The organism is Streptomyces sp. JHA26, assembly GCF_002005565.1.
In the GTDB taxonomy this organism is placed as follows: domain Bacteria; phylum Actinomycetota; class Actinomycetes; order Streptomycetales; family Streptomycetaceae; genus Streptomyces.
Window position 1 is genome coordinate 16,017 of record NZ_BDJC01000065.1, and the last position, 20,882, is coordinate 36,898.

General features: G+C 70.3%; 24 protein-coding genes and 1 tRNA gene. 9 read left to right on the forward strand and 16 right to left on the reverse strand.

Translation table 11 applies throughout. From position 1 onward, the window contains the following. The first annotated feature begins 57 nt into the window (after positions 1-57). The 3 genes from JHAT_RS28810 to JHAT_RS28820 all read left to right on the forward strand — a co-directional run bounded on the left by JHAT_RS28810 (position 58) and on the right by JHAT_RS28820 (position 1,627). Positions 58-678, forward strand: a complete 621-nt coding sequence (locus JHAT_RS28810; RefSeq protein ID WP_077801214.1) for an HNH endonuclease — start codon at positions 58-60, stop codon at positions 676-678. Then, positions 675-1,541 (forward strand): HNH endonuclease, encoded by an 867-nt coding sequence (locus JHAT_RS28815; RefSeq protein ID WP_077801215.1) that lies wholly within the window; start codon positions 675-677, stop codon positions 1,539-1,541. Before JHAT_RS28810 ends, JHAT_RS28815 begins: the two co-directional genes overlap by 4 nt. A 9-nt stretch (positions 1,542-1,550) precedes the next feature. Continuing rightward, a tRNA-Leu gene (locus tag JHAT_RS28820) sits at positions 1,551-1,627 on the forward strand. A gap of 60 nt (positions 1,628-1,687) precedes the next feature. Here the strand turns inward: JHAT_RS28820 and rdgB are convergent. The 4 genes from rdgB to JHAT_RS28840 all read right to left on the reverse strand — a co-directional run bounded on the left by rdgB (position 1,688) and on the right by JHAT_RS28840 (position 3,952). Then, positions 1,688-2,290 (reverse strand): RdgB/HAM1 family non-canonical purine NTP pyrophosphatase, encoded by a 603-nt coding sequence (rdgB, locus tag JHAT_RS28825; RefSeq protein ID WP_077801216.1) that lies wholly within the window; start codon positions 2,288-2,290, stop codon positions 1,688-1,690. 46 nt (positions 2,291-2,336) lie between these two features. After that, complete coding sequence (locus JHAT_RS28830; RefSeq protein ID WP_077801217.1) at positions 2,337-2,744, reverse strand: hypothetical protein; 408 nt, start codon at positions 2,742-2,744, stop codon at positions 2,337-2,339. 151 nt (positions 2,745-2,895) lie between these two features. Next, positions 2,896-3,633 (reverse strand): ribonuclease PH, encoded by a 738-nt coding sequence (gene rph, locus JHAT_RS28835; RefSeq protein ID WP_077801218.1) that lies wholly within the window; start codon positions 3,631-3,633, stop codon positions 2,896-2,898. Between the two features lie 85 nt (positions 3,634-3,718). Then, entirely contained in the window at positions 3,719-3,952 is a 234-nt protein-coding gene (locus tag JHAT_RS28840) for a glucose PTS transporter subunit EIIB (RefSeq protein WP_077801219.1), read from the reverse strand. 158 nt (positions 3,953-4,110) lie between these two features. Between JHAT_RS28840 and JHAT_RS28845 the strand changes: the two genes are divergently transcribed. Together JHAT_RS28845 and JHAT_RS28850 are read left to right on the forward strand one after the other, a co-directional pair. After that, a complete protein-coding gene (locus JHAT_RS28845; protein WP_077801220.1) occupies positions 4,111-5,406 on the forward strand; it encodes a PTS transporter subunit EIIC in 1,296 nt (431 codons plus the stop codon). Positions 5,407-5,681: 275 nt separating this feature from the next. Beyond that, entirely contained in the window at positions 5,682-6,947 is a 1,266-nt protein-coding gene (locus tag JHAT_RS28850) for a PTS transporter subunit EIIC (RefSeq protein ID WP_077801221.1), read from the forward strand. Positions 6,948-7,015: 68 nt separating this feature from the next. Here the strand turns inward: JHAT_RS28850 and JHAT_RS28855 are convergent, their stop codons facing one another. Beyond that, positions 7,016-7,768: an MBL fold metallo-hydrolase gene (locus tag JHAT_RS28855; protein WP_077801222.1), complete on the reverse strand. Its 753-nt coding sequence runs from the start codon at positions 7,766-7,768 to the stop codon at positions 7,016-7,018. A 204-nt stretch (positions 7,769-7,972) separates the two neighbouring features. Here JHAT_RS28855 and JHAT_RS28860 point away from each other — a divergent pair, with 204 nt between their 5' ends. Continuing rightward, positions 7,973-8,431 carry a type II toxin-antitoxin system PemK/MazF family toxin gene (locus JHAT_RS28860; RefSeq protein ID WP_077801223.1) on the forward strand — a complete coding sequence of 153 codons (459 nt, stop codon included), beginning with the start codon at positions 7,973-7,975 and terminating at the stop codon, positions 8,429-8,431. A 4-nt stretch (positions 8,432-8,435) separates the two neighbouring features. Here the strand turns inward: JHAT_RS28860 and JHAT_RS28865 are convergent, their stop codons facing one another. From JHAT_RS28865 to clpS, 7 genes are all read right to left on the reverse strand, one after another. Further along, entirely contained in the window at positions 8,436-9,386 is a 951-nt protein-coding gene (locus JHAT_RS28865) for a PLP-dependent cysteine synthase family protein (protein ID WP_077801224.1), read from the reverse strand. A gap of 5 nt (positions 9,387-9,391) precedes the next feature. Then, entirely contained in the window at positions 9,392-9,679 is a 288-nt protein-coding gene (locus JHAT_RS28870) for a MoaD/ThiS family protein (protein ID WP_077801225.1), read from the reverse strand. 100 nt (positions 9,680-9,779) lie between these two features. Next, a complete protein-coding gene (locus JHAT_RS36015; protein WP_310873142.1) occupies positions 9,780-9,875 on the reverse strand; it encodes a putative leader peptide in 96 nt (31 codons plus the stop codon). A gap of 79 nt (positions 9,876-9,954) precedes the next feature. Continuing rightward, positions 9,955-10,377: a Mov34/MPN/PAD-1 family protein gene (locus JHAT_RS28880; RefSeq protein WP_077801227.1), complete on the reverse strand. Its 423-nt coding sequence runs from the start codon at positions 10,375-10,377 to the stop codon at positions 9,955-9,957. A gap of 135 nt (positions 10,378-10,512) precedes the next feature. Then, positions 10,513-11,940, reverse strand: a complete 1,428-nt coding sequence (locus tag JHAT_RS28885) for an amino acid permease (protein WP_077801228.1) — start codon at positions 11,938-11,940, stop codon at positions 10,513-10,515. Positions 11,941-12,309: 369 nt separating this feature from the next. Then, positions 12,310-12,918 (reverse strand): DUF2017 domain-containing protein, encoded by a 609-nt coding sequence (locus JHAT_RS28890; RefSeq protein ID WP_077801229.1) that lies wholly within the window; start codon positions 12,916-12,918, stop codon positions 12,310-12,312. A 41-nt stretch (positions 12,919-12,959) separates the two neighbouring features. Continuing rightward, entirely contained in the window at positions 12,960-13,277 is a 318-nt protein-coding gene (clpS, locus tag JHAT_RS28895; RefSeq protein ID WP_077801230.1) for an ATP-dependent Clp protease adapter ClpS, read from the reverse strand. Between the two features lie 97 nt (positions 13,278-13,374). Between clpS and JHAT_RS28900 the strand changes: the two genes are divergently transcribed. Beyond that, positions 13,375-14,721, forward strand: coding sequence for a nicotinate phosphoribosyltransferase (locus JHAT_RS28900; protein WP_077801231.1), 1,347 nt, complete (start codon positions 13,375-13,377; stop codon positions 14,719-14,721). An 85-nt stretch (positions 14,722-14,806) separates the two neighbouring features. Next, positions 14,807-15,394, forward strand: coding sequence for a nicotinamidase (locus JHAT_RS28905; RefSeq protein WP_077801232.1), 588 nt, complete (start codon positions 14,807-14,809; stop codon positions 15,392-15,394). 37 nt (positions 15,395-15,431) lie between these two features. On the opposite strand, the gene JHAT_RS28910 is transcribed toward JHAT_RS28905, so the two are convergent. Together JHAT_RS28910 and JHAT_RS28915 are read right to left on the reverse strand one after the other, a co-directional pair. Further along, the gene (locus tag JHAT_RS28910) at positions 15,432-15,755 is read right to left on the reverse strand and encodes a hypothetical protein (RefSeq protein ID WP_077801233.1); all 324 of its coding nucleotides are present in this window, start codon (positions 15,753-15,755) and stop codon (positions 15,432-15,434) included. Between the two features lie 134 nt (positions 15,756-15,889). Further along, on the reverse strand, positions 15,890-18,241 hold the full coding sequence (locus JHAT_RS28915; protein WP_077801234.1) for an immune inhibitor A domain-containing protein: 2,352 nt from the start codon (positions 18,239-18,241) through the stop codon (positions 15,890-15,892). Positions 18,242-18,645: 404 nt separating this feature from the next. On the opposite strand from JHAT_RS28915, the gene JHAT_RS28920 reads away from it, so the two are divergent. Then, positions 18,646-18,930: a hypothetical protein gene (locus JHAT_RS28920; protein ID WP_077801235.1), complete on the forward strand. Its 285-nt coding sequence runs from the start codon at positions 18,646-18,648 to the stop codon at positions 18,928-18,930. A gap of 18 nt (positions 18,931-18,948) precedes the next feature. Here JHAT_RS28920 and JHAT_RS28925 read toward each other — a convergent pair whose 3' ends face one another. Together JHAT_RS28925 and JHAT_RS34430 are read right to left on the reverse strand one after the other, a co-directional pair. Further along, entirely contained in the window at positions 18,949-19,635 is a 687-nt protein-coding gene (locus tag JHAT_RS28925; RefSeq protein WP_107482051.1) for an RDD family protein, read from the reverse strand. 111 nt (positions 19,636-19,746) lie between these two features. Continuing rightward, positions 19,747-20,882 (reverse strand): RDD family protein (locus JHAT_RS34430; protein WP_107482052.1); only part of this gene is annotated, 1,136 nt, incomplete at its 5' end.

A 20,882-nucleotide genomic window follows, 5' to 3' on the forward strand; every position in this document is an offset into this window, starting at 1 on the left:
AACCGGTTCGTTACTCCGTACGAGACCGCGAACACGCGGCCGGGACGGAGGGGAAGCATGGGGGTCAGGTACACCCGTGAGCTGCTCGAAGAGGCGGCTCGGGCGACAGCGAACTGGGACGACGCCGTACGCTGGTGCGGCGGAACGCCCACGCCCGGCAGCAGGCGCTACCTGCGCCAGAAAATGGCCGAGGCAGGGGTGGACGTCGCACACTTTCCCACGCAGTGGACGCGCCACACGGAGGAAACGCTCCGCGAGGCCGTTGCCGCGTCGACCAGTGTCAAGGAAGTGCTACGCCACCTGGGCATCAACCCGGTGGGCGGCAACCACGCGCACATCAGCCGCCGTATCGCGACCCTGGGCATCGACACCTCCCACTTCACCCAGCGACCGCGAAGGCCCAAGAACTCGCACGGCGACCCCCTGACCCTTCGCACGCCACAAGACGGCAGGATCCCGGGAAGCCGGCTGCTGCCGCACCTGCTCCGGCTGGGAGTTCCGGAGAGCTGCGCCATGTGCGGCACCGGAACCGAGTGGAACGGCAAACCCCTCCGGCTGGAGGTCGACCACCTCGACGGCGCCTGGTGGGACAACCGCCCGGAGAACCTCCGGCTGCTCTGCCCCAACTGCCATGCCGTGACGGACACGTATCGAGGCCGCAGGCGCAGGGCCGCATGAGCAGGCCGAGGTACACACGTGACGTGCTGACACGCACTGCAGCTGGGGCCACCAGCATGGTCGACCTGATGCGCAAGCTCGGAACGCCGATGGGAAGCGGCCCTCGCCGCTACCTCAGCAAGCGGCTACAGCACTATCGCATCGACACCTCGCACTTCCGTGAGGATCCACTGCCAGAGCGCGAACGACGCAGCTACCCGGAAGAACTCCTCAGAGAAGCCGCCGCTCGTACGAACAGCATCAGGGAGATGCTGGAGTACATGGGGTTTCCCCCGCAGGACAGCCCGTACGGCCACATCAGGAAGAAGCTGGACCAGTTCGGGATCGACACCTCGCACTTCACCGGCGGACGCAGATACGGCCCCGGGCTTCTTCCCCGCGGCGAACTGGCGGCAGCGGTGGAGGCCGCCACGAGCGTGGCCGGAGTTCTCGCGGCCCTCGGCCGAAGCAACGGCGGTGCGGCTCGCACACTCGTGAAGCGCAGCATCGAAGCGTACGGCCTGTCGACCGCCCACTTCACGGGACAGGGCCACTTTCGCGGCACGCGCTCCCCGAACCGCAAGTCGGCGGCCGACATTCTGGTCCGCCTCGCACCCGGATGCACCCGCACCAAGACGGCTCTGCTCAGGCGAGCCCTTGACGATCTCGACACAGCGCACATCTGCGGCGAGTGCGGCCTCGAAGGCACCTGGCAGGGCAAGCGGCTCGTCCTGGAGATCGATCACATCAACGGCGATCGTCTGGACAACCGCCGGGAGAACCTGCGCTACCTCTGCCCGTCCTGCCACAGTCAGACGACCACCTTCGCCAACCGGTCGCGCGATCGCCCGGTCCCACCGCAACGAGTCGCCGAGTACCAGTAAGCTGTGCCTGGGGCCGTAGCCCAATTTCGGCAGGAGGCACCACTTTTAGGTAGTGGACAGTGCGAGTTCGAATCTCGTCGGCCCCACCTTCAGGGCGCGGCTCCCGCCAAGAGCCGCGCCCTTCCGGCATCTTCGGGCCTCTGGTCTCAGCCCAACAGCTCCCGCACCACCGGCACCAGGGCCCTGAACGCCTTCCCCCGGTGGCTGATCGCGTTCTTCTCCTCCGGGGTCAGTTCCGCGCAGGTGCGGGTCTCGCCGTCCGGCTGGAGGATCGGGTCGTAGCCGAAGCCGCCCGTGCCGGCGGGGGCGTGGCGGAGGGTGCCGCGGAGTTGGCCCTCGACCACGCGTTCCGTGCCGTCGGGCAGGGCCAGGGCCGCCGCGCAGGCGAAGTGGGCGCCCCGGTGCTCGTCGGCGATGTCGCCGATCTGGGCGAGGAGGAGGTCGAGGTTGGCCTTGTCGTCGCCGTGGGTGCCGGCCCAGCGGGCGGAGAAGATGCCGGGAGCGCCGCCCAGGACGTCGACGCAGAGGCCGGAGTCGTCGGCGACGGCGGGGAGGCCGGTGGCCCGGGCGAGGGCGTGGGCCTTGAGGAGGGCGTTCTCGGCGAAGGTGACGCCGGTTTCCCTGACGTCGGGGATGTCCGGGTAGGCGTCCGCGCCGACGAGGTCGTGGGGCAGGCCGGCGTCGGCGAGGATGGCCCTGAGTTCGGTGATCTTCCCGGCGTTGCGGGTGGCGAGGATGAGGCGGGTCATGGAGGTCAGTATTACGGACCCCCGCCCGGTCTGATCGGGCCCTCCCCTACGGCGTGCAGACCTTCGTCAGTTCGCCGGCCGCGTCGGTGACGGGGCTGATGTCGGGGGTGTTGTCGCCGTTCTTGACGGCGGTGCGGATGTTGTCGACGGCCTTGCCGAGGTCTTCGACCGCTTTGTCGACGTCGGCGTCGTCGGTGCGGTCGCCGATCTTGTCGAGGTTCTTGTCTATGGAGTCGAGGGATTCCTCGAGCTGGGTGGGGTCGTTGGAGGTGTTCTCCACGGCCTGTTGGAGGGCGGTGACGCTGTCGGCTATGGCGTCGGCGGTCTGGACGCAGTCGAGTGCCTTGTCGACGGCGTCGCAGCCGGTGGTCAGGCCCATGGTCAGGGCGGCGGTCGCCAGGGCTGCGGCGGCGTATGCGGTGCGGCGACGGCGGCTGCGTCGGGTCGCGGCCATGGGTCTCGGTCCTCCCCTTGGGTCAGGGCCGGGTGGCCCGTGTGGCGTGTCGTGCCGGGCGTACGGCGGTGGAGCCGTACGCCCGTACTGCCCAAGACGCGGCGGCGGGTGGTCGAGTTGCGTGCCGGGCGTCCTTTTCTTGGCGTCCTCTTTACTTGTCGAGGGTGGTGTCGAGTGCCTTGCGCTGGAGGTCGGCGAGTTCGGCGCAGCCGGCGGTGGCGAGGTCGAGGAGGGCGTTGAGTTCGTCGCGGGCGAAGGGTTCGGCCTCGGCGGTGCCCTGGACCTCGACGAAGCGGCCGTCGCCGGTGCAGACGACGTTCATGTCGGTGTCGGCGCGGACGTCTTCCTCGTAGCGGAGGTCGAGGAGGGGGGTGCCGTCGACGATGCCGACGGAGACGGCGGAGACGGTGCCGGTGAGGGGTTTGCGGCCCGGCTTGATGAGTTTCCGGCCCTGGGCCCAGCCGATGGCGTCGGCGAGGGCGACGTAGGCGCCGGTGATGGCGGCGGTGCGGGTGCCGCCGTCGGCCTGGAGGACGTCGCAGTCGAGGACGATGGTGTTCTCGCCGAGTGCCTTGTAGTCGATGACGGCGCGCAGGGACCGGCCGATGAGGCGGCTGATCTCGTGGGTGCGTCCGCCGATGCGGCCCTTGACGGATTCGCGGTCGCCACGGGTGTTGGTGGCGCGGGGGAGCATGGCGTATTCGGCGGTGACCCAGCCTTCGCCGCTGCCCTTGCGCCAGCGGGGGACGCCTTCGGTGACGGAGGCGGTGCAGAGGACCTTGGTGTCGCCGAAGGAGACGAGGACGGAGCCTTCGGCGTGCTTGCTCCAGCCGCGTTCGATGGTGACGGGGCGGAGCTGTTGGGGGGTGCGGCCGTCGATTCGTGACATGCGGGTGAGCCTAGCGGCCCGTGGGGAAGGGGCCTGTCCCGCCGTGGGAGAGGCCCCTTGCCGGTTCACCGGGGTGAGCCGGTGGTCACATCATGTCTTCGATCTCCGCGGCGATCGGGTCGGCGTCGGTGCCGATGACGACCTGGATGGCGGTGCCCATCTTGACGACGCCGTGGGCGCCGGCGGCCTTGAGGGCGGCCTCGTCGACCAGGGCGGGGTCGTTGACCTCGGTGCGGAGGCGGGTGATGCAGCCTTCGATCTCGTCGATGTTGTCGATGCCGCCGAGGCCGGCGACGATCTTCTCAGCCTTGCTGGCCATGTTCCTTCTCCCTGGTCCGAACCGCTTTGTCGCAGTAACCCACAGTCGGCCCATCTGCGCGAGCGGTCATGCGGTGTGTACCGAATGATGGCGTCACGACAGCGGAACCGTCCCACGACTGGTCTACACCAGTGTACCGGCGACCGGATGGAGGCCGGATGAGTGCCGACAGTGCGGTCAGTCCTGCGCGTGCCCGTTGGAACAAGGGGTTCCAGGGGTTGCAGAAGATGGGCCGCAGTCTGCAGCTTCCCATCGCGGTGCTGCCCGCCGCGGGCATTCTCAACCGGCTGGGGCAGCCGGACGTGTTCGGGGACGAGGGTCTGGGCTGGACGAACGTCTCGAAGGTGATGACGGGGGCGGGTGGTGCCCTGCTGGACGGGTCGCTGGGGCTGCCGCTGTTGTTCTGCGTGGGTGTGGCCATCGGGATGGCGAAGAAGGCGGACGGTTCGACGGCGCTGGCGGCGGTGGTGGGGTTCCTCGTCTACTACAACGTGCTGCGGCAGTTCCCGGAGGACTGTCCGGAGGGGTCGAAGGTGGTCCCGCAGATCGGCTGCCAGGTGGCCGACGGTCCGGGCGAGGTGACCGCGTTCGTGTTCCAGAATCCGGGGGTGTTCGGCGGCATCGTGATGGGGCTGTTGTCGGCGTACTTCTGGCAGCGGTTCCACCGGACGAGGCTGGTGGACTGGCTGGGCTTCTTCAACGGCCGTCGGCTGGTGCCGATCATCATGGCGTTCGTGGCGATCGTGTTCGCGGCGCTGTGCCTGTGGGTGTGGCCGCCGATCGGGGACGCGCTGGAGGGCTTCAGCGACTGGTTGAACGGGATCGGCGCGTGGGGTGCGGGGGTGTTCGGGCTGGCGAACCGGGCGTTGCTGGTGATCGGGCTGCATCAGTTCCTGAACGTGCCGATGTGGTTCCAGTTCGGCAGTTTCACGAAGCCGGACGGCACGGTGGTGCACGGTGACATCAACATGTTCCTCGCCGGGGATCCGGACGCGGGTCAGTTCACGTCGGGGTTCTTCCCGATCATGATGTTCGCGCTGCCGGCCGCCGCGCTGGCGATGACGCACTGCGCGAAGCCGCACCGCCGCAAGGAGGTGGGCGGTCTGATGCTGTCGGTGGCGCTGACGTCGTTCGTGACGGGCATCACCGAGCCGCTGGAGTACTCGTTCCTGTTCATCGCGCCAGCGCTGTACGCGGTGCACGCGGTGCTGACGGGTGTGTCGATGGCGGTGACGTGGGCGCTGGGGGTGCACGACGGGTTCGGTTTCTCGGCGGGGCTGATCGACTACGTCATCAACTGGAAGCTGGCGACCCGGCCGTGGCTGATCGTTCCGATCGGCCTGTGCTTCGCGGTCGTCTACTACGCGGTGTTCCGGTTCGCGATCACGAGGTTCGATCTGAGGACGCCGGGGCGGGAGCCGGAGGAGGAGGTCGAGGACGTCACCAAGGTGTAGGCGTCACGTACTCTGGGTGGGTGGTCTCGCGAAGGCCCCCGGGCTTCCGGCCCGGGGGCCTTCGGCGCGCTCCCGAGGGGGTCCGGCCGGGGTGTGGTGCGGGGTCCTCGACCGGTACTACGCGTAGTGCCGCGGTAGCGGATCCGCGGGTTCCTTACGCGGCCTTCATCGTGCTACAACAGGTCTACACCACTAAGTGGTTTAGACCTGCGACGACGCCGTCCTCATCCTTCCCGTGCAACCGGGCGGCGCGCCCCGTCCCCCTGGAGGATGTTGTGACCACGCCCAGCGCCGCGCCCGCGGCAGAGAAGAAGAAGGGCGCCGGTGTGATGGCTGTGCTGCAGCGCATCGGCCGCAGCCTGATGCTGCCGGTCGCGGTGCTGCCCGCCGCCGCCCTGCTGGTGCGCCTCGGCAACACCGACATGCTGGGCCGCCCGGAGTTCCCCACGTTCCTGACGAAGATCGCCGGGTTCATGGCTGCGGGCGGCAACGCCATCCTCGACAACATGGCGTTGCTGTTCGCGGTGGGCATCGCCATCGGCTTCGCCAAGAAGTCGGACGGCTCCACGGCGCTCGCGGCGGTGGTCGGCTACCTGGTCTTCAAGAACGTGCTGGCCACGTTCACCGACAAGAACCTCCCGCAGGTGGCGAAGGTCGTCGACGGCAAGGTCGTCATGACGGACGCGCCCGTGGACGCCAAGGTCCTCGGCGGTGTGGTGATGGGCCTCGTGGTGGCGCTGCTCTACCAGCGCTTCTACCGGACCAAGCTGCCCGACTGGGCGGGCTTCTTCGGCGGGCGCCGGCTGGTCCCGATCCTGTCGGCCTTCGCGGGCCTGGTCCTCGGCATCGTCTTCGGTTACATCTGGCCGGTGCTCGGCACGGCCCTGCACAACTTCGGTGAGTGGCTGGTCGGCTCCGGTGCCGTCGGCGCGGGCATCTTCGGTGTCGCCAACCGCGCGCTGATCCCGATCGGCATGCACCACCTGCTGAACTCCTTCCCGTGGTTCCAGGCGGGCTCGTACGAGGGCAAGAGCGGCGACATCGCCCGCTTCCTGGCCGGTGACCCGACCGCGGGCCAGTTCATGACGGGCTTCTTCCCGATCATGATGTTCGCGCTGCCGGCCGCCTGCCTGGCGATCGTTCACTGTGCGCGCCCCGAGCGTCGCAAGGTCGTGGGCGGCATGATGTTCTCGCTCGCGCTGACCTCGTTCGTCACCGGTGTGACCGAGCCGATCGAGTTCACCTTCATGTTCATCGCGCCGGTGCTGTACGCCATCCACGCGGTGCTCACCGGCATCTCGATGGCGCTGACCTGGGCGCTGGGCATGAAGGACGGCTTCGGCTTCTCGGCCGGCGCGGTCGACTTCTTCCTGAACCTGGGCATCGCGAACAACCCGTGGGGCCTGGCCCTGGTGGGGTTGTGCTTCGCGGCGGTCTACTACGTGGTCTTCCGGTTCGCGATCACGAAGTTCAACCTGCCGACGCCCGGCCGTGAGTCGGACGAGGAGCTGGCCGAGCTGCAGAAGGCGGAGGGCAAGTAGCCCGTACGCACGTCGCACGGAGGCGGGGCCCGGTCACCTGGACCGGGCCCCGCCTCCGTCGTCGTTCGTCAGATCTCGTACACCGCGCCCGGTGCCGCCACGTCCACCGGGCCGTCGTAGACCTCGCGGGCGTCGGCCAGGTTGATCCGCGGGTCGGTCCACGGCGGGATGTGGGTGAGGACCAGGCGGCGGGCGCCGGCCCGGCTCGCGCTCTGTCCCGCCTCGCGGCCGTTGAGGTGCAGGTCGGGGATGTTCTCCTTGCCGTGGGTGAAGGCGGCCTCGCACAGGAACAGGTCGGTGTCCCGGGCGAGTTCGTCCAGCACGGGGGTGGCGCCGGTGTCGCCGGAGTACGTCAGCGACCGGCCGCCGTGCTCGACGCGGATGGCGTAGGCCTCCACGGGGTGGGCGACGCGCTCGGTGTGCACGGTGAAGGGACCGACCTCGAAGGTGGAGGGCTTGACCGTGTGGAAGTCGAAGACCTCGCTCATGGAGGACGCGGAGGGCGTGTCGGCGTAGGCGGTGGTCAGCCGGTGCTCGGTGCCCTCGGGTCCGTAGACGGGGAGGGGGTCGCAGCGGCCGCCGTCGTGCCGGTAGTAGCGCGCCACGAAGTAGGCGCACATGTCGATGCAGTGGTCGGCGTGCAGGTGGCTGAGGAAGATCGCGTCGAGGTCGTAGAGACCGCAGTGGCGCTGCAGCTCGCCGAGGGCGCCGTTGCCCAGGTCGAGGAGCAGCCGGAAGCCGTCGGCCTCGACGAGGTAGCTCGAGCAGGCCGATTCCGCGGACGGGAACGACCCCGAGCAGCCGACGACGGTGAGCTTCATGAAGCAGAAACCTCCGCTGGCGGGTAGAGGGAGACGGGGGTCGTGCGGTCCGTCGAGCGTAAGGCGCAAAACCTTCGGTCGCTCCTCCGCCAGGGGCCGTTGTGGGCGAACTCACCTGTGGTGTCACCGGTTCGGCTGGACGTGGGGCGCGCGGGGCCACCGAGGGGGCGCGCGGCGCGGGTGCACGCCGGTAACGTCGTCGGTATGGACACGTCCTGGTGGCTCGCGCTCGCGGCGGTGGTGCTCCTCGCGCTCGTCGCCACGGTGGTCGACGGCTGGGGCGCCGGGCGGCGGCGGCCCGCGGGCAGCCGGCGTCCGCCGGGGCGCCCCCGGGGTCCGCGGGGGCGGGCGGTGCGGCCGCGGCCGGCGGAGATCTGGTGGGCGAAGGTGCCCTACGAGGACGTTCCGGGGGCGAAGGACCGGCCGTGCCTGGTGATCGCGGTGCGCGGGCGGCGGGTGCTGGTCGCCAAGATCACCAGCCGTTACCGGGAGGACCGGGCCGGGGTGATCACGCTGCCGCCGGGGGCCGTCGGCGACGGGCGGGGCCGGACGAGTTTCCTGGAGACGGACGAGCTGCGCCAGGTGCCGGTGGGCGACTTCCGGCGCCGGGTGGGCGAGGTGGACCCGGCCCTGTGGGACCAGGTGCGCCACCTCGCCCGGTGAGGCGTCAGGCCCAGAGCTGGCCGTGCAGCGTCTCGATGGCCTCCTCGGTGGTGGCCGCCGTGTAGACGCCGGTGGAGAGGTACTTCCAGCCGCCGTCGGCGACGACGAACACGATGTCCGCGCTCTCCCCCGCCTTGACCGCCTTCTTCCCGACGCCGATGGCGGCGTGCAGGGCGGCGCCGGTGGAGACGCCCGCGAAGATGCCCTCCTGCTGGAGGAGTTCGCGGGTGCGGGTGACCGCGTCGGCCGAGCCCACCGAGAAGCGGGTGGTGAGCACGGAGGCGTCGTACAGCTCGGGGACGAAGCCCTCGTCGAGGTTGCGCAGGCCGTAGACCAGGTCGTCGTAGCGCGGCTCGGCGGCGACGATCTTCACGTCGGGCTTGTGCTCGCGCAGGTAGCGGCCGACGCCCATCAGCGTCCCCGTCGTGCCCAGTCCCGCCACGAAGTGGGTGACCGAGGGCAGGTCGGCGAGGATCTCGGGGCCGGTGCCGGCGTAGTGGGCGCCGGCGTTGTCCGGGTTGCCGTACTGGTAGAGCATCACCCAGTCGGGGTGCTCGGCGGAGAGTTCCTTGGCGACCCGTACGGCGGTGTTGGAGCCGCCCGCGGCCGGGGAGGAGATGATCTCCGCGCCCCACATGGCGAGCAGGTCCCGGCGTTCCTGGGAGGTGTTCTCGGGCATCACGCAGACGATGCGGTAGCCCTTGAGCTTGGCGGCCATGGCCAGGGAGATGCCGGTGTTGCCGGAGGTGGGCTCGAGGATGGTGCAGCCGGGGGTGAGCCGGCCGTCCTTCTCCGCCTGCTCGATCATGTGCAGGGCGGGGCGGTCCTTGATCGAGCCGGTCGGGTTGCGGTCCTCCAGCTTGGCCCAGATGCGGACGTCGTCGGACGGCGACAGCCGCGGCAGGCGCACCAGGGGGGTGTTGCCCACCGCGGCCAGCGGGGAGTCGTACCGCATGCCGATCAGGCCATACCGCCGGCGACGGCCGGCAGGATCGTGATGCTGTCGCCGTCGGCGAGCTTGGTGTCGATGCCGTCGAGGAAGCGGACGTCCTCGTCGTTCAGGTAGACGTTGACGAAGCGGCGCAGCTGGTCGCCGTTCGCCTTGTCGATGAGTCGGTCCTGGATGCCCGCGTGCCGGGTCTCGAGGTCGGCGAAGAGCTCGGCGAGGGTGTCCCCGTTGCCCTCCACCGCCTTCTGGCCGTCGGTGTACTGGCGGAGGATGGTCGGGATGCGGACCTCGATGGCCATGGCTGAGGGCTCCTGTCGGAAGGTGTCGTGGGTTCGGTGGGGCGCGCGGCGGCACGCGGCGGCCCGCCGCGGCTCACGGCCGTACGGCGGCAGCGGAAGATCAACAGATGGCGCTGTTCAGCCTGCACAGGTCGACGTGCAGCCGCGCCACGAGCAGCGTGCCCGGCGCCTTTTCGCTCACGTCGAGAAGAACCATGGGTTCATCGTATCGATTCCCGGTCCGGCTTCCGGAGTGTGATCTCATGCTTCGGACGCTTTCCGTCCGCTGTGCGAGATCAGTACGCCTCCACCACCTTGACCTCCTCTTCCGTGACCTCGCCGTCCACGATCCGGAAGGAGCGGAACTGGAACTCGCCGAGGCCGTCGGTGTCGGCGGTGGAGACGAGGACGTAGTGGGCGCCGGGCTCGTTGGCGTAGCTGATGTCGGTGCGGGAGGGGTACGCCTCGGTGGCCGTGTGGGAGTGATAGATGATCACCGGCTCCTCGTCGCGGTCGTCCATCTCGCGGTAGAGCTTGAGGAGGTCGCCCGAGTCGAACTCGTAGAAGGTGGGCGACATGGCCGCGTTCAGCATGGGGATGAAGCGCTCGGCGCGGTCCGAGCCGGCCGGTCCCGCGACGACGCCGCACGCCTCGTCGGGGTGGTCCTTGCGGGCGTGGGCGACGATCTGGTCGTGGAGGGCCTGGGTGAGGGTCAGCATGTCCGTCAGGATAAGCAGAAGGGCCGTTCCGTACCGAGGGATGGTACGGAACGGCCCATATGCCGGACGTCCTGAGCGGCGGCCGCCGTGGGGCGCCACGAGAGCTCCCGGCGGCCGGACGTCCCGGTGGGTGCGTCAGCGCCTGGCGAAGGCCGCGGCCTGCGGGTTGCGGCGCTTGAGCACCAGGTAGGACACCAGGAGGAGCAGGCCCCACAGCGGGGCGCAGTACAGCGAGATGCGGGCGTCCTTGTCGACGCCCATCAGCACGATCACCATGCCGATGAAGGCGAGCGCGAACCAGCTGGTGAGCGGGGCGCCCGGGGCGCGGAAGTCCGAGCGGGGCAGTTCGCCGCGGTCGGACCTGGCGCGGTAGCGGATCTGGGAGATCAGGATCATGATCCAGGCCCACATGCCGGAGATGGTGGCGAAGGAGACGACGTAGTCGAACGCCTTGCCCGGCCACTGGTAGTTGATCCAGACGCCGACCATCATCAGCGCGGCGGAGAACGTCGTGCCGACGAGCGGGGTGCCGCTGCGGGTCAGCTTGGTGAAGAGCTTCGGGCCCTGGCCGTTGAGCGCCAGGTCGCGCAGCATGCGGCCGGTGGAGTACATGCCGGAGTTGCAGGAGGACAGCGCGGCCGTCAGGACGACGAAGTTGACGATGCCCGCGCCGGCGGCCAGGCCCATCTTCTCGAAGGCGGCGACGAAGGGGCTGACGCCCGGCTGGAAGTGCGTCCACGGCACGACCGACAGGATCATGATCAGCGCGCCGACGTAGAAGACGGCGATGCGCCACGGCACGGTGTTGATCGCGCGGGGCAGGACCGTCTTCGGGTCCTTGGACTCGCCCGCGGTGACGCCGACCAGTTCGACGGCGAGGAAGGCGAACATGACCATCTGCAGGGTCATCAGGCTGCTGCCGACGCCGTTGGGGAAGAAGCCGCCGTCGTTCCACAGGTGGGAGACGGAGGCGGTCTCGCCTGCGTCGGAGAAGCCGATCGTCAGGACGCCGACGCAGATGAGGATCATGCCGATGATCGCGGTGACCTTGACCATCGAGAACCAGAACTCCAGCTCACCGAAGAGCTTCACGGAGATGAGGTTCGCGCCGTACAGGACGATCGTGAAGACCAGCGCGGACACCCATTGCGGGATGTCCCACCAGTACGTCATGTAGGCCGCCGCGGCGGTGACCTCGGTGATGCCGGTGACGACCCAGAACAGCCAGTACGTCCAGCCGGTCACGAACCCGGCGAAGGGGCCGATGAACTCGCGGGCGTACTCCGAGAAGGAGCCGGACACCGGGCGGTACATCAGCAGCTCGCCGAGCGCCCGCATGATGAGGAAGATGACCAGGCCCGCGATGGCGTAGGCCAGGATCAGGCTGGGGCCGGCCTTGGAGATGCCCTTGCCCGCGCCGAGGAACAGGCCGGTGCCGATGGCACCGCCGATGGCGATCATCTGGATCTGCCGGGCGCCGAGCCCGCGCTGGTAGCCCTCGCCGCCCTCGTGCTCTGCGGCCTCGTTGCCGTCGTGATGCTGGTCGACCTGCGCAGAGGTCATGAGTGGTGCGCCTTTCTCCATGCCGACCCGGGCCTTGAGTCGGCCGCGGATCGGGTCTCGATCCCCCCGGATGATGGAGCTGAGCGGGCTTCACGGCCCGCTCGTGCCTGGCCGGCGGTCGCCGGCTCGGTGGCGCACCCGGTCGAACATACGGGTGGTGTTCGCCGGGCGGTCGTGAAGATTTATCACGGCCGCAACAGAGATCACAGGTGCACCCTGTGACGCATCCCACAAGAAGAAGTGGACAAAAGCCACCTGAACGGTGCAGAAGAGGGCACCGATTTCACAGGATCGTTATGCGGACGTGAACGCCCTCTGAGCGGACGTCCACATCGGGCACCCCCGGTTTCCGGGACGATCCCGGACGGGTCAGGGCATCAGGGTGGTGACGAGCGTCTCCTGCAGGCCGCCCAGCCACAGGTACGCCATCACCATCGGCTTGCGCGGGTCCTCGTCGGGCAGCCGGTAGAGCAGGTCGGAGTCGTCCTCGTCGGTGATCTCCAGCCGGGAGCCGATCGCGAGACGCAGGTCGTTCAGGGTGCTCAGCCACTGCCGGGACTCGTCCGGCGACAGCTTCAGCACCGCACCGTCCCCGCCCGCCGACGCCGACGCCAGGGCGTCCAGGGCGCGGACCACCGCGAGCGCGTTCTCGCGCTTGCCGGCCCGCAGGTCGTTCTCGGTGTAGCGGCGGAACTCGGCGGAGTGCGCCCGCTGCTCCTCGGCCTCCTTCGCCCGCGGAGCGCCCTCGGGGTCGACGTAGGCGTCCGGGAACAGGCGGCGCAGCACCGGGTCGGAGGGCGGCTCGCTGGGGCCGTCGGCGAAGAGCTCGGCGAGCGGGTCGTCGGAGGCGTTCTCCGCGGGGCCGGGGCCGATCAGCTCCAGGAGCTGCACGGCGAGCGAGCGGATGATGGAGATCTCGACGTCGTCGAGGGCGACGGCCGCGCCGCCGCCGGGGAGCGGTTCGAACTGTCCTGGCATGGAGGTGATTCAGCTGCTTCCGTCCTGCGGGCGGGCGTCGGTCATTTCCGGTCCTGCTGGAGAGTGGCCCACAGGCCGTAGCCGTGCATGGCCTGGACGTCCCGTTCCATCTCCTCGCGGCTGCCGCTGGAGACGACCGCCCGGCCCTTGTGGTGGACGTCGAGCATGAGCTTGGTGGCCTTGTCCTTCGGGTAGCCGAAGTACGTCTGGAAGACGTAGGTCACGTAGCTCATGAGGTTGACGGGATCGTTGTGCACGATCGTCACCCAGGGCACGTCGGGTTCGGGTACGGCGAAGACCTCCTCCGCCGACTCGGTCTTCTCGATCTCCATGGGTGCGGCTGCCGTCACACTGCCCATGCTGCCACCACAGGGGGGCGCCCGCACAAACGGGTCTGTGGGCCACGCCACGGAACCACAAATCGTCAGACTGACGAGATGGGGGTACGATCCTGCCATGAACACAGCGGACCTTGGGCTGCCGGTGGACGTCCCCTCGACGGCGCTCTTCACGGACCAGTACGAGCTGACCATGCTCCGAGCCGCCCTGAAGGCGGGCACGGCCTCCCGGCGGAGCGTGTTCGAGGTCTTCACGCGCCGGCTGCCCGACGGGCGCCGCTACGGCGTCGTGGCGGGCACCGGACGGGTGCTGGACGCGGTGGAGAACTTCCGCTTCGACGCCGGCGTCCTGCGCTTCCTGCGCGAGCAGGACATCGTCGACGGCGAGACCCTGGACTGGCTCGCCGACTACCGCTTCAGCGGTGACATCTGGGGCTACCCGGAGGGCGAGGTGTACTTCCCCGGCTCGCCGATCATGCGGGTCGAGGGGACCTTCGGCGAGTGCGTGCTGCTGGAGACGGTGCTCCTGTCCATCCTCAACCACGACTCGGCGATCGCCGCCGCCGCCTCCCGCATGGCCTCCGCCGCCGGTGACCGGCCGCTGATCGAGATGGGCGCCCGCCGCACCCACGAGCTGGCCGCGGTGGCCGCCGCCCGCGCCGCCTACGTCGGCGGCTTCGCGACCACCTCCGACCTGGCCGCCGGCTTCCGCTACAACATCCCCACCGTCGGCACCTCCGCGCACGCCTTCACCCTGCTCCACGACACCGAGCGCGACGCGTTCCGCGCCCAGGTGGACGCCCTGGGCCGGGACACGACGCTGCTGGTGGACACCTACGACGTCGCCGAGGCCGTCCGCACGGCGGTGGAGGTGGCCGGGCCCGAGCTGGGCGCCGTGCGCATCGACTCCGGCGACCTGCTGCTGGTCGCGCACCGGGTGCGGCAGCAGCTGGACGAGCTGGGGGCCACCGAGACGAAGATCGTCGTCACCTCCGACCTGGACGAGTACGCCATCGCCTCGCTGGCGGCGGCGCCCGTGGACGCGTACGGCGTCGGCACCCAGCTGGTGACCGGTTCCGGGCACCCGACGGCCTCCATGGTCTACAAGCTCGTCGCCCGGGCCGAGTCCGACGCCGCCGGGGCGCCGCTGGTGCCGGTGGCCAAGAAGTCCAGCGGCGGCAAGACCTCCATCGGCGGCCGCAAGTGGGCCGCCCGCCGCCTGGACGCCGACGGCTACGCCGAGGCCGAGGTCGTCGGCACCGGTCCGGTCCCCGCCGATCTGGCCGACCGGCAGCTCCTCGTCCGGCTGGTCGAGGGCGGCGAGGTCGTCGCCCGCGAGCCGCTGGACGTCGCCCGGGACCGGCACGCCGCCGCCCGCGCCGGCCTGCCGCTGTCCGCGACCCAGCTGTCGCGTGGGGAACCCGTCATTCCGACGGAGTACCTCCACGGGGGCTCGGGTAGCTAATGCTGGTGCGACGCGAAAAGGCCCGCACCGCCCTCGACCGCCCGTCCCTCCTGCCCCGCCGATCCCGAGTCGAAGGACACCGCCCATGCGCCGCGCCCTGATCGTCGTAGACGTGCAGAACGACTTCTGCGAGGGAGGCAGCCTCGCGGTGACCGGTGGTGCCGACGTGGCCGCCGCCATCACCGAGCTGATCGGGCAGGCGCCCGCCGGCTACCGCCACGTCGTGGCCACCCGCGACCACCACATAGCGCCGGGCGGCCACTTCGCCGACAACCCCGACTACGTCCACTCCTGGCCGGCGCACTGCGTCGCCGGCACGGAGGGCGTGGGCTTCCACCCGAACTTCGCCCCCGCCGTCGCCTCCGGCGCCATCGACGCCGTCTTCGACAAGGGGGCGTACTCGGCCGCCTACAGCGGCTTCGAGGGCACCGACGAGAACGGCACGACGCTCGCCGACTGGCTGCGCGCCCGGCAGATCGACGAGGTCGACGTCGTCGGCATCGCCACGGACCACTGCGTCCGGGCCACCGCCCTGGACGCCGCCCGGGAGGGCTTCCGCACGCAGGTGCTCCTCGACCTGACCGCCGGGGTCGCCCCGGAGACGACCGAGCGGGCGCTGGAGGAGCTGCGGGAGGCGGGCGTGGAGCTGTCGGGCAAGCCCGTCGTCCAGTAGGGGCCCGCCGGAGCCGGTCCGGTCCGGACGAGGCCCTCTAGGTCTGTGCCGCCGGGCGTCTGAGCAGCGCCCGGATCGGGTGCCACAGTTCCTGGACGAGGGCGTCGCCCACGGGGGCCGTGCGCCATATGAGGCCGTCGGGGTGGTGCAGGACCGCCGTGATCTCGTCCGGGGTGGGTGGTGCCGCGTTGCCCCGCAGGTAGACCGCGCGCAGGCCCAGGTTGCGCAGCCTGGTCAGGGCGCGCGCCCGGTTGTGGGCGTGGACGAGTACGCGCACGTCGCCCTCGGCGGCGGGTCTGGGCAGGTGCAGTGCCACCACCACCGTGCCGTTCGGCAGCTTGCAGAAGCCTCCTGCGGCCATGCGGTCATACCCCCGTGTCGATCGGTGCGGGTTCCGGTGTCAATAAGCGAGCCACAGGACGCACCTAAACACGGATCGGCGGCGACCCGCCAGGGGGTCGCCGCCGATCATGCTCTGACCTGCACAGATGCTATTTACCTACCTGCGGGGCCGACCTCGAGCTCGATCGTCGAGCCGTTCTTGGCCTCCTTGAGGATCTTGATCTGCGTATTGGTGTCAGTGATCTTGACACCGCCGGTCGGGTTCGCCGGGTCGTAGTAGGTGTTCTTGCGGTCGTTGAAGACCGAGACGCCCTTCGAGCCCGGGAAGTACTTCGCCACGTCCGCCTTGTGCAGCGTGATGGCGTCCGTGCGGTACAGGCTGAACGGCGAGTCGTACGCCTGGATGCGGTTGCGCAGCAGGGTGCCGTCCTTCCACGTCATCGCCTTCGGGTGCGAGTCGACCGGCAGGACCAGGCCGGTGCCCGGGTGCTGGCTGGTGTTGTTGTCCGCCTGGGAGGTGTCCCACTTCCAGATCAGCAGGCCGTTCTGGTACGGGTAGTGCTCCACCCAGTCCGGACGGTCCGTGAAGCCGAAGTTGTACGGACCGACCTGCAGCGTCTTGTCGTACGACACGTACTGCCGGTTCTCGGCGATGTAGTACTGCGCGTAGTCCTTGGTGAAGGACGCGCCCTGCCGGGTGAAGCCGTTCGCGGTCCACGCGGCGTCCGCGGTCTCGGCGTCGTCGGAGAAGAGCACCGCACCGTCGGCCGTGACCGTGATCTCGTCGGCGGTGAAGCCCTTCATGGCCAGGCCGCCGTCGGTCTGGTAGCGGAAGCGCAGGTCGATCTTCTTGCCGGCGTACGCGTCCAGCGGGTAGACGAGCTTGCCGTAGGCGTCGACGGAGGCGCTCAGGGCCGGCTTGTCGCTGCCGTCGCGCTCGATCGGCCGGCCGTCGAACGTGCCGTCCAGGGCCGTCCAGTTGGCGCCGCCGTCGGTGGACACCTCGGCGTAGAGGTAGTCGTAGTTCGCCTCGATGTCGTACCAGGCGTCGAGGGTGAGGGCGGCCGACGTCTTGCCGGTGAGGTCGACGCTGCGGGTCAGCGTGTTCTTCAGGTCGTCACCGCTGCCGCTCCACCACTGGGTCTGGCCCTGGGCGGGGGGAACGATCTCGGTGGTGACCTTCTTCTTCGGCAGCTCGACGACCAGGCCCTGCTTGTGCTTGGTGTTGTACTCGGCCAGGCCCAGCTTGTGCCAGGAGTTGACGCCCGCCTTGGCGGTGTCGTAGTTCAGCCACCCGAGCTGGAGCTTGTCCCAGGCGTTCATGTCGCCGGGCAGGTCGCCGATCTCGTTGCGGCCGGTGCCGAGCCAGGAACCGGACGACATCAGCGTCCAGAAGCCGGTGGAGTTGTCGCCGCCGTTGGTGTCGTAGAGGTCCGGCAGACCGAGGTCGTGGCCGTACTCGTGGGCGAAGACGCCGAGTCCGCCGTTCTCCGGCTGGATGGTGTAGTCGCCGACCCAGATGCCGGTGGAGCCGATCTGCGCGCCGCCGAGCCTGTTGTCGGCCGGGCCGGTGGCGCCGGCGTCGGTGCCGAAGGCGTACCAGCGGTGGGCCCAGATCGCGTCGGTGCCCTGGGCGCCGCCGCCCGCGGACTCGTCCGCGCCGGCGTGCACGATCTGGAAGTGGTCGATGTAGCCGTCGGGCTCGTTGAAGTCGCCGTCGCCGTCGAAGTCGTAGCGGTCCCACTCGTCGAAGCGGGCCACGTCGGCCTTGATCTGGGCGTCGGTGCGGCCGGCCGCCTTCTGCTGGGCGACCCAGGCGTTCAGGCCGTCGCTGACGACGTTCCACACGCTCGGGCAGTTGGTGTCGCCGCAGGCGTTGTTGCCGTAACGGGCCTCGTTGTAGGGGACCTTGACCCAGTCGGAGACCTCGCCGTCGACCGAGTAGCGGCCCGAGGACTGCTTCTCGTAGTACGTCTTGACGGAGTTGACGCCCTTGCCGGAACCGAAGTACAGGTCCTGGTAGTGCTGCTGGTCGTAGTCCTCCTGCCAGGCCGTGGAGTTGTCCTTCTTGCGGTTCGGCTTGGCTATCTGGTTGTGCAGCGGGCCGGCCTCGCCGCCGTAGCGGCTGTCGACCTTGTCGCCGAACTCGACCAGGATGGTGAAGATCTTGTCGGTCTTCTCCCGGCCCAGCTCGACGTACTTGGCGTCGCCCTTCTTGCTCTTGAGCTGGACGACGTTGGAGCCGTCCTTCTTCTTCACCGAGGCCTTGCCGGCGATGACCTGGTTCAGCGCCTCCTGGCGCTGGGCCTCCTGGGTCTTGCTGAGGGGGCCGTCGAGGTCGTGCGAGTCCATACCCTTGGCCGGGTGCGGGTCGTGGCCCTCCGCGGCCGCCGGGCGGACGGGCACGTCCGCGTACGCCACGGTGGCGGTGGAGAGCGTGGCGCCCGCAGCGGCGAGCGCGACGGCGGTGGCCGCCGTTCTGAACGTCCAGGATCTACTGGTCACTTGAGTTCCTCCCCCGCGTGCACGTGCGCGGATCGGGGGACCAAAACATGGCAAAGTCCGCGCACACGTGATCAACGCGTGTAGTCAAGTGACGACATTTGACTAGAGGTTCGCGCGAAAAGACAGACCTTGACTTGAGCAGATCAAGTGCACTATGCGGAGTCGCGGTCCGCTTTACGGACACCGGCCGCGGCCCGCCGCCCCGCCGCCCCGTGGGACGGGCCACGTGCCCGGCACCATGAATCCGTGCGCCCCCCGTGCATCTGCCCTGTCGGCCAGGTCACGCTTACTGTTTGTTCCACTCGGGCACACAGCCCGTTAGAGTCGCTTGGCGGAACGCCCGGGATCGGCGGAAAGCCAGGCCGACGACCGGCCTTACCCACAGATCGCCTTCCGAGGACACGATGGCCATGCCCCGTCCGACTGCCGCTCAGTTCGCCTACGGTTCGTGCACCGTGATCTTCTCGACGCTCGCCATGCTGCTGCTGTCGGGGACGAGTTCGGGTCCGGGAGTCGCGGTCGTCGCCGTCGCCGCCCTCGCCCTCGGGTTGCTGGTCGCCCTGAAGGTCCCGCAGCCGAGGACCCGCCCGGTGGCCGCCGTGCGGCCCGCCGCGACCGGGGAACCGGCGCCGGCCGCGTCCCGGGTCCACGCGGGGGCCGGCGAGTCGGTGCGGGGCCGGGCCGCCTGACCGCGGGCCCGGCGGCCCTCAACGGGTGGTGACCACCACCGTCTTGGCCGCCTTGTCGTGCAGGCCCTGCTTGTAGGGCTTGTCGAAGAAGCTCCAGCCGCCCGCGATGATCGTCCACACGCAGGCGCAGCAGAACGCGAACGGGATCCACAGCACCAGGGCCCGGATCAGCGAGGTCTGCACCGAGGGCGTGGCGCCGTTCTCCAGGTCGGCCACCCGCATGCCGAGCCACTTCTTGCCCAGGGTCTGGCCGGTGCGGGCGGTCAGGTAGGTGTCGTAGGCGATGTAGAGCACGGCGGCGATCAGGGACTGCCCGAAGGACTTGCCGACCTCGACCTGGTCGCCGTCGACCTGGTACTCCTGGACGTTGAACGCCCAGCTGAGCAGCCAGACCACGATGCCCACGAGGATCATGTCGATGATGCGGGCGAGCGTGCGCCGGCCGCTGTCCGCGAGCGGCGGCATGCCGGCCAGCGGGTCGGTGGGGTAGGAACCGCCGCCGTAGGGGTCACCGCCGTAGGGCCCGCCGCCGTACGGTCCGCCGCCGTAGGGGCCTCCCCCGCCGGGGGGCGGGGGTTCGCCGCCCCCGTACGGCGGCGGGTTGTCGTACGGGGAGCCCGCGCCGCCCGGGGACGGGGGAGGCTTCCTCAACGGGTCGTCCTCGGGCGGCTGCCCGCCGGGGCCGTGGGGCGGTTCGCTGCTCATGGCCCGAGTCGACCGCGAACCCCCCGGTGGCGCATCCGGCGAGCGGCCGTCCGGAGTACGCCCTGACCTGGGGACTCCGCCATCGGGGGCGGGGCCGCGGCCGTCCCCGTCTCAGCCCGCGACGAACGTGCCGGCCGCCTTGTCGTGCCAGCACTGGTGCCAGGGGCGGTCGAACAGGCACCACGCGACGCCGACGACTCCGACCACCAGGAGGCCGGGGACGCTGTAGACCAGCCAGCGGCGCAGCGCGGCGCCGAAGGACGGAGGCTCGTGGGCCTCGATGTCCCGCACCTCCAGGCCCAGCAGCCTCTTGCCCAGGGTGCGGCCCCACCTGGCGGTGGGCAGCGCCTCGTAGACGACGCCGAAGAGCAGCAGGACGGCCAGCACGATGCCCAGGTACGTGCCGGTCGTGCCGTCGAGCAGCCAGACGGTGACGGTCTCGCCGGAGAGCTTGGCCGCGTCGATCTTGTCGTTGACGTGGTCGATCGCCCTGCCGCCGAGGGGCACGGCGGCCACGGCGGTGACGCCCGCCAGGACGACGGTGTCGATCAGCCGGGCGGCCAGCCGCTTGCCGAGCCCGGCGGGGCGGGCCGCGGCCTGGCGGCGGGCGGCGGCCTGGAAGACGTCGTCGACGGGCGGCTTCCAGGGCGCGACGGGCTGCTCGTCCCCGCCCGCCCCGGCGAGCCGGTGCACCTGCTGCGCCCAGGAGGCCTGTCCGCCGCCGGGGCCGACGGCGACCGGGGTCGGGGCGGCGGGCTGGGGCTGGACGGGTTGGGGCTGGACGGGCTGGGGCTGGACGGGCTGGGGCTGGGGTGCGGCGGTCTGCCGGGGGACGGCGGGACCGGCCGCCGGGCCGCCGATCTGCTGCGGGCCGGAGGGCGCCGTCGGGACGGTCGCGGGAGCCGGCTGGGGACCCGTCGCGCCCCGGCCGGAGGCCCCGGCGGTGAAGCCGGGGCCGCCCGTGGCGGGTGAGGCGCCGGCGTCCGGGGCGCCGGACTCCGGCGTCCCCTCCTGCCGCGCCGCGCGCGGGGGGACCGCGCGGAAGGTGATGGTGCCCTCGTCGGCCGCGGAACCGTCGGCGGCCGGTGCCGTCTGCGGTCCGGCCGTCGGACGGCGGAAGACGAAGGTGCTGCCGACTTCGCCCTCGGCGGGCGCGGACGCGGCACCGGGGGCGGCGTCCCGGCCGGCCGGGGAACCCCCCGTGCGCCGGTCCGGCGTCGGCCGCACCGCCCGGCCCGGTGTGTCCC